We start from the raw sequence: 12390 nt of genomic DNA, 5'->3' as shown, positions 1-12390 counted from the left end.
CGCTAGTTATTCTGATAAATGTCTTTATAAAGCCTGCTTTCGAAGCGAACCAGCGGAATACGACGGTTGCGCTGATCGGTCGGTTCGACGGCATAGCCGGAAAGATACTGTACGAAGGCCATGCGTTGTCCGCTGGCGGTCGTGATGAACCCTGCAAGATTGTAAACGCCCTGCAGTGAACCTGTTTTAGCGGATACTTTGCCATCTACGCCGGCCGCGTGAAGCCCGGCGCGATACTGCAGAGAACCGTCATGCCCGGCAAGCGGCAGCATTGAAATAAAGTTTAGCTCAGAGTCATGTTGTGCAATGTACTGAAGCACTTGCATCATGGTTGCCGGTGCGATCAAATTATGACGCGATAATCCGGAACCATCGACAGCAATGGTATTACCCAGATCGATTCCCGCCTGTTGGCGCAGGATCTGGCGCACAGCGTCTGAGCCCGAGCGCCAGGTTCCCGGCACGCCAAAACGCGCGTGGCCGATCATGCGGAACACCGTATCAGCAATCATGTTGTCAGACTTTTTCAGCATAATTCGCAGCAAATCGTGCAGCGGAGGCGACTGTTTGCTGGCGATGACCGTTCCGGGCTGGTTGACCTGCGTCTGGCGGAGCAGCGTACCGGAGTAGCTAATGCCTGCCTGCTTCAGTTCATCCTTCAGAATGGCGCCCGCGTAGCTCGCGCCATCTTGTATCGCAAAGGCCAGCGGCAGGGGATCGGCGCGCTGGGTCAGACAGCCGGTGAGCGTGAAACGGTTAAGATCGCCAGGCACCACGTCCAGTTCGCAATACTGGGCATCCGGGGAGCCTTTGGCCAGCGTACGCACCTGGCTAAACATGGTCACCGGGTAGTAGGATGCCACGCGGATAAACGCTAAATCATCCGGTTTGGGCGCGCTGTAAAGGGAAATTGAAAAGCAGTTGCGGTCAACAATCGCGGCGGCGGGTGGTGCGCTAAAGCATTGCGTCATGTCGTTCCACGGCCAGCCTGGCGCTTTATCATGGCTGGCAAAAATCGAGGTGTCGATCAGCACGTTACCCTCGATTTTCGTCACACCGGATTTTTTCAGCACCGCCACCATATTGCGGATATCCTGGCGCTTAAAGGTCGGATCGCCGCCAAAACGGGCAATAAGATCGCCCTTCAGTACACCGCCCTCAATGTTGCCTTTGCTCTCAAGCGTGGTGGTAAAACGAAAGTCAGGGCCGAGCTGAAGCAGCGCGGCGAGGGCCGTGATCACCTTTTGGGTACTGGCAGGCAGCGCCATCTGTTGACTGTGATAGTCAATCTCTGGCGTCTGCGCCCCGACCTTTTGCACCATCAATGCAAGGTTAGCACCTGCGGGTAGCTGATTAATGTACTCATCAACATTCGCGGCCTGAACGCTGAACGCTATACTGGTAGTCAATCCGATGATAAATCTGGAAAATCGCATAATCTCGCGCTAACAACCCGAAAACAAACCGTCATACTACGGTGCATAGCACTGCAAAGTAAACGATGACCCATAGTGAACTTCGCGGTAAAATGCGTATCAAATTGAAAAATTGCTGCTGACCTGGGGCGTTGCTCCCGGGTCGGTTTTCTTTTTGCTTCTTGCCCGCTTAGGGGGGCAGGGGCAGGGAACACTGCTCCCAACAGGAATGTTTAAGAGGTATAACAAATGCAAGCTATTCCGATGACCTTACGTGGTGCCGAAAAACTGCGCGAAGAGCTGGATTTCCTGAAATCCGTTCGTCGCCCTGAAATTATCGCCGCTATCGCGGATGCGCGTGAGCATGGCGACCTGAAGGAGAACGCTGAATACCACGCGGCGCGTGAGCAGCAGGGCTTCTGTGAAGGACGTATCAAAGATATCGAAGCAAAACTGTCCAATGCGCAGGTTATCGATATCACCAAGATGCCTAACAATGGGCGTGTGATCTTTGGTTCAACCGTGACCGTGCTGAACCTGGACAACGACGAAGAGCAGACCTATCGCATCGTGGGTGATGATGAAGCAGACTTCAAACAGAACCTGATTTCCGTGAACTCTCCGATTGCTCGCGGCCTGATTGGCAAAGAGCAGGATGATGTTGTTACCATTCGCACGCCTGGCGGTGAAGTGGAATACGAAATTATCAAGGTTGAATACCTGTAATTCGCATCTCTGGTAAGATGTTGATACATTGTAAAGAAAAGAAAAAGGCCGCATAGCGGCCTTTTATCAACTCAAGGAGCATGGCATTTTGCTCGCCTGCTGACAGAAATCCCTCGTTTCACACAGAAAATGTGTTTGATTCAGGATATCCTTAGCGTGGCAGCGAGATTTTACGCTCTTTAGATGGGCGGTAGAGCACCAGCGTTTTACCGATGACCTGTACATTACAGGCGCCGGTTTCGCGCACGATGGCTTCCACGATCAGGTTTTTAGTGTCTCTGTCTTCAGAGGCGATTTTCACCTTGATCAGCTCGTGGTGTTCCAGCGCTTGTTCAATCTCGGCAAGCACCCCTTCGGTCAAACCATTGTTGCCAAGCATCACTACAGGCTTGAGCGGATGTGCCAGACCTTTAAGGTGCTGTTTTTGTTTAGTACTCAGATTCATCGTATATTTTTGCTTACGTTGGGATTGAAAACGGTTCATTCTACCGCCATCTCCCTTATATCGCCAAATAGCTGCGTAGAAATTTACGTCACAGGCAAGTAACGATGAACCAGGACGGAAATGTTAAATGACAGGTAAAAAGCGTTCTGCCAGCTCCAGCCGCTGGCTTCAGGAACACTTTAGCGATAAATATGTTCAACAGGCGCAGAAAAAGGGGTTGCGTTCCCGTGCCTGGTTTAAACTTGATGAAATACAGCAAAGTGACAAACTTTTTAAGCCGGGGATGACGGTTGTTGACCTCGGTGCGGCACCTGGCGGATGGTCCCAGTATGCGGTAACGCAGATCGGCGGAACGGGCCGAATCATCGCGTGCGATCTTTTACCAATGGATCCTATCGTCGGTGTCGACTTCCTTCAGGGCGACTTTCGTGATGAATTAGTGCTTAAAGCGTTACTTGATCGTGTAGGTGACAGTAAGGTCCAGGTTGTCATGTCAGATATGGCACCAAATATGTGTGGAACACCGGCGGTGGATATCCCCCGCGCCATGTATCTGGTGGAGCTAGCGTTAGAAATGTGTCGTGATGTACTAGCGCCTGGTGGTAGTTTTGTTGTGAAGGTGTTTCAGGGCGAAGGTTTCGAGGAGTATCTTAAGGAAATTCGCTCCCTGTTTGCGAAGGTCAAAGTTCGTAAGCCGGACTCTTCCCGGGCCCGTTCCCGCGAAGTGTATATTGTAGCGACCGGGCGAAAATGATAACCGGTAGATTTCAGGCGAAAGTTTGAATGAAACTGGATATAGAGTATCCTGACGCTGTTTTTAACACAGTTGTAATATGAGGTTAATCCCTTGAGTGACATGGCGAAAAACCTAATACTCTGGCTGGTCATTGCCGTTGTGCTGATGTCAGTATTCCAGAGCTTTGGGCCCAGCGAGTCGAATGGCCGCAAGGTGGATTATTCTACCTTCCTGCAGGAGGTCAATCAGGACCAGGTTCGCGAAGCGCGTATCAACGGACGTGAGATCAACGTTACCAAGAAAGATAGTAACCGTTACACGACTTACATCCCGGTGAACGATCCTAAGCTGCTTGATAACCTTCTGACCAAAAACGTCAAAGTGGTAGGCGAGCCGCCAGAAGAACCAAGCCTGTTGGCTTCAATCTTCATTTCCTGGTTCCCGATGCTGCTTCTTATCGGCGTCTGGATCTTCTTTATGCGTCAGATGCAGGGCGGCGGTGGCAAAGGTGCCATGTCGTTCGGTAAGAGCAAGGCGCGTATGCTGACGGAAGACCAGATCAAGACTACGTTCGCTGACGTTGCCGGTTGTGACGAAGCGAAAGAAGAAGTCGGTGAACTGGTTGAATACCTGCGCGAGCCGAGCCGTTTCCAGAAACTGGGCGGTAAGATCCCGAAAGGCGTGCTGATGGTCGGCCCTCCGGGTACCGGTAAAACCCTGCTGGCGAAAGCTATTGCAGGTGAAGCGAAGGTGCCGTTCTTTACTATTTCAGGTTCTGACTTCGTCGAAATGTTCGTGGGTGTCGGTGCATCTCGTGTGCGTGACATGTTCGAGCAGGCTAAGAAGGCAGCACCGTGCATTATCTTCATCGATGAAATCGACGCCGTAGGCCGCCAGCGTGGCGCGGGCCTGGGCGGTGGTCACGATGAACGTGAACAGACTCTGAACCAGATGCTGGTTGAGATGGACGGCTTCGAAGGTAACGAAGGTATTATCGTTATCGCCGCAACTAACCGTCCGGACGTACTTGACCCGGCGCTGCTGCGTCCAGGCCGTTTCGACCGTCAGGTTGTGGTCGGTCTGCCAGATGTTCGTGGTCGTGAACAGATTCTGAAAGTGCACATGCGTCGCGTACCGCTGGCGCCAGATATCGACGCGGCAATTATTGCGCGTGGTACCCCGGGCTTCTCCGGTGCGGATCTGGCTAACCTGGTCAACGAAGCTGCTCTGTTCGCCGCTCGCGGTAACAAGCGCGTGGTGTCCATGGTGGAGTTCGAGAAAGCGAAAGACAAAATCATGATGGGTGCGGAACGTCGCTCCATGGTGATGACGGAAGCGCAGAAAGAGTCCACGGCATATCACGAAGCCGGTCACGCGATTATCGGCCGCCTGGTACCGGAGCACGATCCGGTACACAAAGTGACGATTATTCCGCGCGGTCGTGCGCTGGGTGTGACCTTCTTCCTGCCTGAAGGCGACGCGATCAGCGCCAGCCGTCAGAAACTGGAAAGCCAGATTTCAACCCTGTACGGTGGTCGTCTGGCGGAAGAGATCATCTACGGGCCGGAACATGTTTCTACCGGTGCGTCGAACGACATTAAAGTGGCGACAAACCTGGCACGTAACATGGTCACTCAGTGGGGCTTCTCCGACAAACTCGGTCCGCTGCTTTATGCAGAGGAAGAGGGTGAAGTATTCCTGGGCCGCTCCGTGGCAAAAGCGAAACATATGTCCGATGAGACGGCTCGTATCATCGACCAGGAAGTGAAAGCGCTGATTGAACGTAACTACGGTCGCGCGCGTCAGATCCTGAACGACAATATGGACATCCTGCATTCGATGAAAGATGCGCTCATGAAATATGAGACCATCGATGCACCGCAGATTGACGACCTGATGGCTCGCCGCGAAGTGCGTCCGCCAGCAGGCTGGGAAGACCCAGGTGCTTCCAACAATTCTGACAACAATGGCACCCCGCGTGCGCCGCGTCCGGTCGATGAACCGCGTACGCCGAACCCGGGCAACACCATGTCAGAACAGTTGGGCGACAAGTAAGTCACTGCTGTTGAAGCGTTTGTCTGTATCTCAAACCCTGGAGCTTGCTCCGGGGTTTTTCTTTTTCATTTAACCATATTGATACCAGGGATTTAGCCATGAAACTCTTCGCCCAGGACTCGCATCTCGATCTCTCACATCCTCATGTGATGGGTATCCTGAATGTTACCCCTGACTCCTTCTCTGACGGCGGCACGCACAACACGCTTATCGACGCGGTTAAGCACGCGAATTTAATGATCAACGCGGGTGCTACCATCATTGATGTCGGCGGTGAATCGACGCGCCCAGGGGCAGCGGATGTGTCGGTGGAAGAAGAGCTGGCGCGCGTGGTGCCGGTCGTTGAGGCAATCGCACAACGTTTTGAGGTATGGATCTCCGTCGATACTTCCAAACCAGAAGTGATTCGTGAAGTGGCGAGAGTGGGTGCTCACATTATTAATGATATCCGCTCGCTGACTGAACCCGGTGCAATCGAAGCCGCTGCTGAGACAGGGTTGCCTGTGTGCCTGATGCACATGCAGGGGCAGCCGAAAACCATGCAGGAGGCGCCGAAGTATGACGATGTCTTTGCTGATGTGAATCGCTTCTTTATTGAGCATATTGAACGCTGTGAGCGTGCAGGCATCCCAAAAGAGAAATTGCTGCTCGACCCGGGGTTCGGTTTCGGTAAAAATCTCTCCCACAATTATGCACTGCTTGCGCGCTTATCGGAATTCCATCACTTCGGCCTGCCGCTGCTGGTGGGGATGTCGAGAAAATCGATGATTGGCCAATTGCTTAACGTAGGGCCGAGCGAGCGCCTGAGTGGTAGTCTGGCCTGCGCGGTCATTGCGGCGATGCAAGGCGCGCATATTATCCGTGTCCATGACGTCAAAGAAACAGTAGAAGCCATGCGCGTGGTGGAAGCCACACTGGCAGCGAAGGAAAACAAACGCTATGAGTAATCGTAAATATTTTGGGACCGATGGTATCCGTGGGCGTGTCGGCGATGCGCCTATCACGCCTGATTTTGTCCTTAAGCTTGGCTGGGCTGCTGGCAAGGTACTCGCACGTCATGGCTCCCGTAAGATCATTATTGGTAAAGATACCCGTATTTCAGGTTATATGCTGGAATCGGCGCTTGAAGCCGGACTGGCAGCCGCGGGGCTGTCAGCTTCCTTTACTGGCCCAATGCCAACGCCTGCTGTTGCGTATCTGACCCGTACCTTCCGCGCGGAAGCGGGAATTGTGATTTCGGCCTCCCATAACCCGTTCTATGACAACGGCATCAAGTTCTTCTCCATTGATGGCACCAAGTTGCCGGATGAAGTGGAAGAAGCCATTGAAGCCGAAATGGAAAAAGAGATCACCTGCGTGGACTCCGCAGAGCTGGGTAAAGCAAACCGTATCGTCGATGCCGCGGGTCGCTATATTGAGTTTTGCAAAGGTACCTTCCCGAACGAACTGAGCCTTGCCCACCTTAAAATTGTGGTGGACTGCGCCAACGGTGCGACCTATCACATTGCGCCAAACGTATTCCGCGAGCTGGGCGCCAAAGTGATCACCATTGGCTGCGAGCCGGATGGTCTGAATATTAACGAGCAGGTTGGCGCGACGGACGTGCGTGCCCTGCAGGCGCGCGTGCTGGCAGAGAAGGCCGACCTGGGTATTGCGCTGGATGGCGACGGCGATCGCGTGATCATGGTCGACCACGAAGGCAACAAGGTTGATGGCGATCAGATCCTCTACATCATCGCCCGTGAAGGGCTGCGTCAGGGTCAACTGCGCGGTGGTGCCGTCGGCACGCTGATGAGCAACATGGGTCTGGAGCTGGCGCTGAAACAGCTGGGTATCCCGTTTGTTCGCGCGAAAGTGGGTGACCGTTACGTGCTGGAGAAGCTTCAGGAGAAAGGCTGGCGCATTGGCGCAGAAAACTCAGGCCACGTGATCCTGCTCGACAAAACCACCACCGGTGACGGCATCGTGGCTGCGCTTCAGGTCGTCGCAGCGATGGCCCGTAACCATATGAGCCTGCACGATCTCTGCAGCGGCATGAAAATGTTCCCGCAGATCCTGGTGAACGTGCGTTTCACGGCAGGTAAAGGCGATCCGCTGGAAAATGACAATGTGAAAGCGGTAATGGCTGACGTTGAAGCGGCGCTGGGAAGCCGTGGCCGCGTGCTGCTGCGTAAGTCCGGAACTGAACCACTGATTCGCGTTATGGTGGAAGGTGAGGATGAAGCGCAGGTGACTGAATTTGCCCACCGTATTGCTGATGCCGTTAAAGCTGCATAAACTTGCACGCTAACTGTTTAAAAAGGCGACTTTTGTCGCCTTTGTTTTAAGCAATTAATGGCTTTTTGCTGTTTTTTTCCGCAGTTGATACAATGGCTCAAAAATGCCCTTGCGAAGGCCATTCGCTTTGGTTAGTATTCACACCCGCTTCAGTGGGAAACAAAATCCTGCTAATTGGTCGAAGCATTGGTATGCGGCAAATCCGCAAGGAACAGGTTGATTATGTACGAAGCTCTTTTAGTTATTTTCCTTATTGTAGCCATCGCTCTCGTAGCGCTGATTATGCTGCAGCAAGGTAAAGGCGCTGATATGGGAGCCTCCTTCGGAGCAGGCGCTTCCGGTACGCTGTTCGGTTCAAGTGGTTCTGCGAACTTCATGACCCGTACGACAGCGATTCTGGCTACGCTGTTCTTCATCATCAGTCTGGTGCTGGGCAATATCAACAGCAACAAGACCAGTAAAGGAAGCGAGTGGGAAAACCTGAGCGCGCCAGCAAAAACTGAGCAGACTCAGCCAGCTGCACCGGCGAAGCCAACCAGCGATATCCCGCAGTAAGTATTCCGTACCGAGGTGGTGGAATTGGTAGACACGCTACCTTGAGGTGGTAGTGCCCTAACGGGCTTGTGGGTTCGAGTCCCATCCTCGGTACCAATATTCCAGAAGAAAGACGTCGAAAGGCGTCTTTTTTTTCGTCTGTACTTTTTGTTTTCGTAGGCCCGGTAAGCGCAGCGCCACCGGGCAAAATGGCGGGTGGCGCTGCGCTTACCCGCCCTACAAAAGGGCATAAAAAAGGCACCCTAAGAGTGCCTTCTGCATTTCTGAATAGCGATTACTTCTTATCGCTGTGCTCCAGGTTTTCCACCTGCGGCAGGCCGTTACCGGAGCTTGCGGAGAGCAGACCATTCTCAACATAGTTGAACAGCTTTTCACGGGTATCGGTGATGTCCAGGTTACGCATGGTCAGCTGACCAATACGGTCATCTGGCGAGAACACCGACTCACCTTTCTCCATGGTCAGACGCTCTGCTTTATAGGTCAGGTTGTCAGACACGGTGTTCAGGATGGAGTAGTCGTTACCGCGACGCAGTTCCAGAGTGACCTCACCGGTAATGGCACTCGCCACCCAGCGCTGCAGCGCATCACGCAGCATCAGCGCCTGCGGATCGAACCAGCGACCCTGATACAGCAGTTTACCCAGCTGACGACCATGAGAGTGATATTGCTCAATGGTGTCTTCGTTGTGGATCCCGGTCAGCAGACGCTCATAAGCGATATGCAGCAGCGCCATCCCCGGTGCTTCATAAATGCCACGGCTTTTCGCTTCGATAATACGGTTCTCAATCTGGTCGCTCATGCCCAGACCGTGACGGCCGCCAATGCGGTTCGCTTCCAGCATCAGCTCTACGTCGTCAGAGAAGGTTTTACCGTTCAGGGCAACCGGATGACCACGCTCGAAACGTACGGTCACCTCTTCTGCCGCGATCTTCACGTTCTCATCCCAGAATTTCACGCCCATGATTGGGTTAACGATCTTCACGCTGGAGTTCAGGAATTCCAGGTCCTTCGCTTCGTGCGTCGCACCCAGCATGTTGGAGTCGGTGGAGTAGGCTTTCTCAACGGACATCTTGTAGTCAAAGCCGCAGGCAATCATAAACTCGGACATTTCATGACGGCCACCCAGCTCGTCGATGAAGTCGGTATCCAGCCAGGGTTTGTAGATCTGCAGCTCGGCGTTGGTCAGCAGGCCATAACGATAGAAACGTTCGATATCGTTACCTTTATAGGTGCTGCCGTCACCCCAGATGTTCACGCCATCTTCTTTCATCGCGGCAACCAGCATCGTGCCGGTAACGGCGCGACCCAGTGGAGTGGTGTTGAAATAGGTCAGACCGCCGGTGGTGTTATGGAACGCACCACACTGAATAGCCGCAATACCTTCTGCGACGAGTTGCTTACGGCAGTCAATCAGGCGCGCGTTTTCTGCGCCATACTCTTTCGCGCGACGAGGAATAGCATCGTAGTCGTCCTCATCCGGCTGACCCAGGTTCGCAGTATATGCATACGGAACCGCTCCCTTCTGGCGCATCCACAGCAGTGCAGCGCTGGTATCCAGGCCGCCTGAGAAAGCGATGCCAATACGTTGTCCTACCGGAAGATGCTTGAGAATCGTCGTCATAGAATAAAACCCTGCTTGATTGACTGATTAGAGACCGCTTTCGCTCTCTTGTGCATTTTTATGCAAAATAAGTGAGTATTCATTTAATCATCTTTTATCGAATACCGGAAGAGACTCGTGCGTTTTTTGTAAAAAATTTGGTCTGTTTCGTCTGATGGAAGTTGGGTTGACAGGTGGGGTCAACTATCAATATACTAAACGCCGATTTTACGTCCCGTCTTCGGTACCAAATCCCAGCATTATTTGCAAATTCTGTCCAAAACCCGTAGAATTTGCCACGTTTCAGGCGCGGGGTGGAGCAGCCTGGTAGCTCGTCGGGCTCATAACCCGAAGGTCGTCGGTTCAAATCCGGCCCCCGCAACCACTTTCCCATAAAGTTCTTTTTCAAATATACTGTGAAGACTCAGAGCCTTCGTAGCTGGATTTGAAAAAATTCTTTCGGAGAGTGCTCCAGGCCACAGTTGTGGCTATAGGGTTCAGTTATCTAAAGCCCCGATTTATCGGGGTTTTTTGTTATCTGACTACAGAATAACTGGGCTTTACGCCCTTTTTTTATGTCTTGGGGGTGGGCTTGTCCACATTAGAGCAAAAATTAACAGAGATGATTACTGCACCGGTCGAAGCACTGGGCTACGAACTGGTCGGCATCGAATTCGTTCGCGGCCGTACATCGACGCTGCGCATCTATATTGATAGTGAAGATGGCATCAATGTTGATGATTGTGCTGATGTCAGCCACCAGGTGAGTGCGGTTCTTGATGTTGAAGACCCAATTACCGTTGCGTACAACCTGGAAGTTTCCTCACCTGGCCTCGATCGTCCGATGTTCACGGCCGAGCACTATGTGCGCTTTACCGGTGAAGAAGTGGCTCTCGTTCTGCGTATGGCCGTACAGAACCGCCGTAAATGGCAGGGAATTATCAAAGCCGTTGATGGTGAAATGATCACGGTGACAGTCGAAGGCAAAGATGAAGTGTTCGCGCTGAGTAATATCCAGAAGGCGAACCTGGTTCCCCACTTTTAACAGTCTGGATTGAGGTGAAAAGCCCGCGATGAACAAAGAAATTTTGGCTGTTGTTGAAGCCGTCTCCAACGAGAAATCACTGCCGCGTGAGAAGATTTTCGAAGCGCTGGAAAGTGCACTGGCTACAGCAACCAAGAAAAAATACGAACAAGAGATCGATGTTCGCGTAGAAATCGATCGTAAAAGCGGTGACTTCGATACATTCCGTCGTTGGGTAATTGTTGAAGAAGTGACCCAGCCGACCAAAGAGATCACGCTGGAAGCGGCACGTTTTGAAGACGAAAGTCTGAACGTGGGTGACTACGTTGAAGATCAGATTGAATCTGTCACCTTTGACCGTATCACTACCCAGACCGCGAAACAGGTTATCGTGCAGAAAGTGCGCGAAGCCGAGCGCGCACTGGTGGTTGACCAGTTCCGCGATCAGGAAGGCGAAATCATTACCGGCGTGGTGAAGAAAGTAAACCGCGACAACATCTCTCTGGAGATCAAATCCGAAGGGATGCCGGGTAACGCTGAAGCGGTGATCCTGCGTGAAGACATGCTGCCGCGTGAAAACTTCCGCCCGGGCGACCGTATCCGTGGTGTGCTGTACGCCGTGCGTCCTGAAGCGCGTGGTGCTCAACTGTTCGTGACCCGTTCTAAACCGGAAATGCTGGTTGAACTGTTCCGTATCGAAGTACCGGAAATCGGTGAAGAAGTCATCGAAATCAAAGCGGCGGCTCGCGATCCGGGCTCCCGTGCGAAAATTGCGGTGAAAACGAACGACAAGCGTATCGACCCGGTCGGTGCTTGCGTTGGTATGCGTGGTGCGCGTGTTCAGGCGGTGTCTACCGAGCTGGGTGGCGAACGTATTGATATCGTTCTGTGGGATGACAACCCGGCGCAATTCGTGATCAACGCAATGGCTCCGGCAGATGTGGCGTCTATCGTTGTTGACGAAGACAAACACACCATGGATATCGCTGTTGAAGCGGGCAACCTGGCGCAGGCGATTGGCCGTAACGGTCAGAACGTACGTCTGGCGTCACAGCTGAGCGGCTGGGAACTCAACGTAATGACCGTTGACGACCTGCAGGCCAAGCATCAGGCTGAAGCCCATGCGGCGATCGATACCTTCACCAAATACCTCGACATTGACGAAGATTTCGCCACTGTTCTGGTTGAGGAAGGTTTCTCTACGCTGGAAGAACTGGCCTATGTGCCAATGAAAGAGCTGCTGGAAATTGACGGTCTGGATGAACCAACCGTTGAAGCCCTGCGTGAACGCGCTAAAAACGCACTGACCACCCTGGCACTGGCTCAGGAAGAAAGCCTTGGCGATAAGAAGCCGGCTGATGACCTGCTGAATCTGGAAGGTCTTGATCGTGCGATTGCGTTCAAGCTGGCTGCCCGTGGTGTTTGTACGCTGGAAGATCTCGCTGAGCAAGGCGTTGATGACCTGGCTGATATCGAAGGTTTAACCGACGAGAAAGCCGGCGAACTCATCATGGCCGCACGTAATATTTGCTGGTTCGGCGACGAAGCGTAATAAAC

General features: G+C 52.9%; 11 protein-coding genes and 2 tRNA genes. 10 read left to right on the top strand and 3 right to left on the bottom strand.

Annotation, left to right across the window (positions count from 1 at the left end; all coding sequences use genetic code 11):
• Positions 1–2: 2 nt before the first annotated feature.
• Positions 3–1436 (bottom strand): serine-type D-Ala-D-Ala carboxypeptidase, encoded by a 1434-nt coding sequence (gene dacB, locus AAER43_RS20210; protein WP_045134768.1) that lies wholly within the window; start codon positions 1434–1436, stop codon positions 3–5.
• Between the two features lie 228 nt (positions 1437–1664).
• Here dacB and greA point away from each other — a divergent pair, with 228 nt between their 5' ends.
• Positions 1665–2141 carry a transcription elongation factor GreA gene (gene greA, locus AAER43_RS20205; protein WP_014171793.1) on the top strand — a complete coding sequence of 159 codons (477 nt, stop codon included), beginning with the start codon at positions 1665–1667 and terminating at the stop codon, positions 2139–2141.
• A 151-nt stretch (positions 2142–2292) separates the two neighbouring features.
• On the opposite strand, the gene yhbY is transcribed toward greA, so the two are convergent.
• Positions 2293–2586: a ribosome assembly RNA-binding protein YhbY gene (yhbY, locus tag AAER43_RS20200; protein ID WP_003861814.1), complete on the bottom strand. Its 294-nt coding sequence runs from the start codon at positions 2584–2586 to the stop codon at positions 2293–2295.
• Between the two features lie 127 nt (positions 2587–2713).
• Here yhbY and rlmE point away from each other — a divergent pair, with 127 nt between their 5' ends.
• The 6 genes from rlmE to AAER43_RS20170 all read left to right on the top strand — a co-directional run bounded on the left by rlmE (position 2714) and on the right by AAER43_RS20170 (position 8305).
• Positions 2714–3340 carry a 23S rRNA (uridine(2552)-2'-O)-methyltransferase RlmE gene (gene rlmE, locus AAER43_RS20195; RefSeq protein WP_003861812.1) on the top strand — a complete coding sequence of 209 codons (627 nt, stop codon included), beginning with the start codon at positions 2714–2716 and terminating at the stop codon, positions 3338–3340.
• A gap of 102 nt (positions 3341–3442) precedes the next feature.
• A complete protein-coding gene (gene ftsH / locus AAER43_RS20190) occupies positions 3443–5377 on the top strand; it encodes an ATP-dependent zinc metalloprotease FtsH (protein WP_013098921.1) in 1935 nt (644 codons plus the stop codon).
• Positions 5378–5475: 98 nt separating this feature from the next.
• On the top strand, positions 5476–6324 hold the full coding sequence (folP, locus tag AAER43_RS20185; RefSeq protein WP_014885377.1) for a dihydropteroate synthase: 849 nt from the start codon (positions 5476–5478) through the stop codon (positions 6322–6324).
• Positions 6317–7654, top strand: a complete 1338-nt coding sequence (gene glmM, locus AAER43_RS20180; protein WP_014885376.1) for a phosphoglucosamine mutase — start codon at positions 6317–6319, stop codon at positions 7652–7654. Before folP ends, glmM begins: the two co-directional genes overlap by 8 nt.
• A 222-nt stretch (positions 7655–7876) precedes the next feature.
• Positions 7877–8209, top strand: coding sequence for a preprotein translocase subunit SecG (secG, locus tag AAER43_RS20175; RefSeq protein WP_003861803.1), 333 nt, complete (start codon positions 7877–7879; stop codon positions 8207–8209).
• A gap of 9 nt (positions 8210–8218) precedes the next feature.
• Positions 8219–8305, top strand: a tRNA-Leu gene (locus AAER43_RS20170).
• Positions 8306–8483: 178 nt separating this feature from the next.
• Here AAER43_RS20170 and argG read toward each other — a convergent pair.
• Positions 8484–9830, bottom strand: coding sequence for an argininosuccinate synthase (argG, locus tag AAER43_RS20165; RefSeq protein ID WP_014885375.1), 1347 nt, complete (start codon positions 9828–9830; stop codon positions 8484–8486).
• Between the two features lie 287 nt (positions 9831–10117).
• Between argG and AAER43_RS20160 the strand changes: the two genes are divergently transcribed.
• From AAER43_RS20160 to nusA, 3 genes are all read left to right on the top strand, one after another.
• Positions 10118–10194, top strand: a tRNA-Met gene (locus AAER43_RS20160).
• 207 nt (positions 10195–10401) lie between these two features.
• Positions 10402–10854 (top strand): ribosome maturation factor RimP, encoded by a 453-nt coding sequence (gene rimP / locus AAER43_RS20155; protein WP_014833432.1) that lies wholly within the window; start codon positions 10402–10404, stop codon positions 10852–10854.
• 28 nt (positions 10855–10882) lie between these two features.
• Positions 10883–12385, top strand: coding sequence for a transcription termination factor NusA (gene nusA / locus AAER43_RS20150; RefSeq protein ID WP_014885374.1), 1503 nt, complete (start codon positions 10883–10885; stop codon positions 12383–12385).
• The last annotated feature ends 5 nt before the right edge of the window (positions 12386–12390 follow it).

This window comes from Enterobacter sp. FUJ80071 (assembly GCF_038739915.1).
Classification (GTDB): domain Bacteria; phylum Pseudomonadota; class Gammaproteobacteria; order Enterobacterales; family Enterobacteriaceae; genus Enterobacter; species Enterobacter kobei.
This window is presented reverse-complemented; position numbering and strand designations above follow the sequence as displayed.

What these genes read in the sequence shown, in the direction of transcription:
- dacB (WP_045134768.1), bottom strand. Translation starts at nt 1,436, where the DNA reads ATGCGATTTTCCAGATTTATCATCGGATTGACTACCAGTATAGCGTTC.
- greA (WP_014171793.1), top strand. Translation starts at nt 1,665, where the DNA reads ATGCAAGCTATTCCGATGACCTTACGTGGTGCCGAAAAACTGCGCGAA.
- yhbY (WP_003861814.1), bottom strand. Translation starts at nt 2,586, where the DNA reads ATGAATCTGAGTACTAAACAAAAACAGCACCTTAAAGGTCTGGCACAT.
- rlmE (WP_003861812.1), top strand. Translation starts at nt 2,714, where the DNA reads ATGACAGGTAAAAAGCGTTCTGCCAGCTCCAGCCGCTGGCTTCAGGAA.
- ftsH (WP_013098921.1), top strand. Translation starts at nt 3,443, where the DNA reads ATGGCGAAAAACCTAATACTCTGGCTGGTCATTGCCGTTGTGCTGATG.
- folP (WP_014885377.1), top strand. Translation starts at nt 5,476, where the DNA reads ATGAAACTCTTCGCCCAGGACTCGCATCTCGATCTCTCACATCCTCAT.
- glmM (WP_014885376.1), top strand. Translation starts at nt 6,317, where the DNA reads ATGAGTAATCGTAAATATTTTGGGACCGATGGTATCCGTGGGCGTGTC.
- secG (WP_003861803.1), top strand. Translation starts at nt 7,877, where the DNA reads ATGTACGAAGCTCTTTTAGTTATTTTCCTTATTGTAGCCATCGCTCTC.
- argG (WP_014885375.1), bottom strand. Translation starts at nt 9,830, where the DNA reads ATGACGACGATTCTCAAGCATCTTCCGGTAGGACAACGTATTGGCATC.
- nusA (WP_014885374.1), top strand. Translation starts at nt 10,883, where the DNA reads ATGAACAAAGAAATTTTGGCTGTTGTTGAAGCCGTCTCCAACGAGAAA.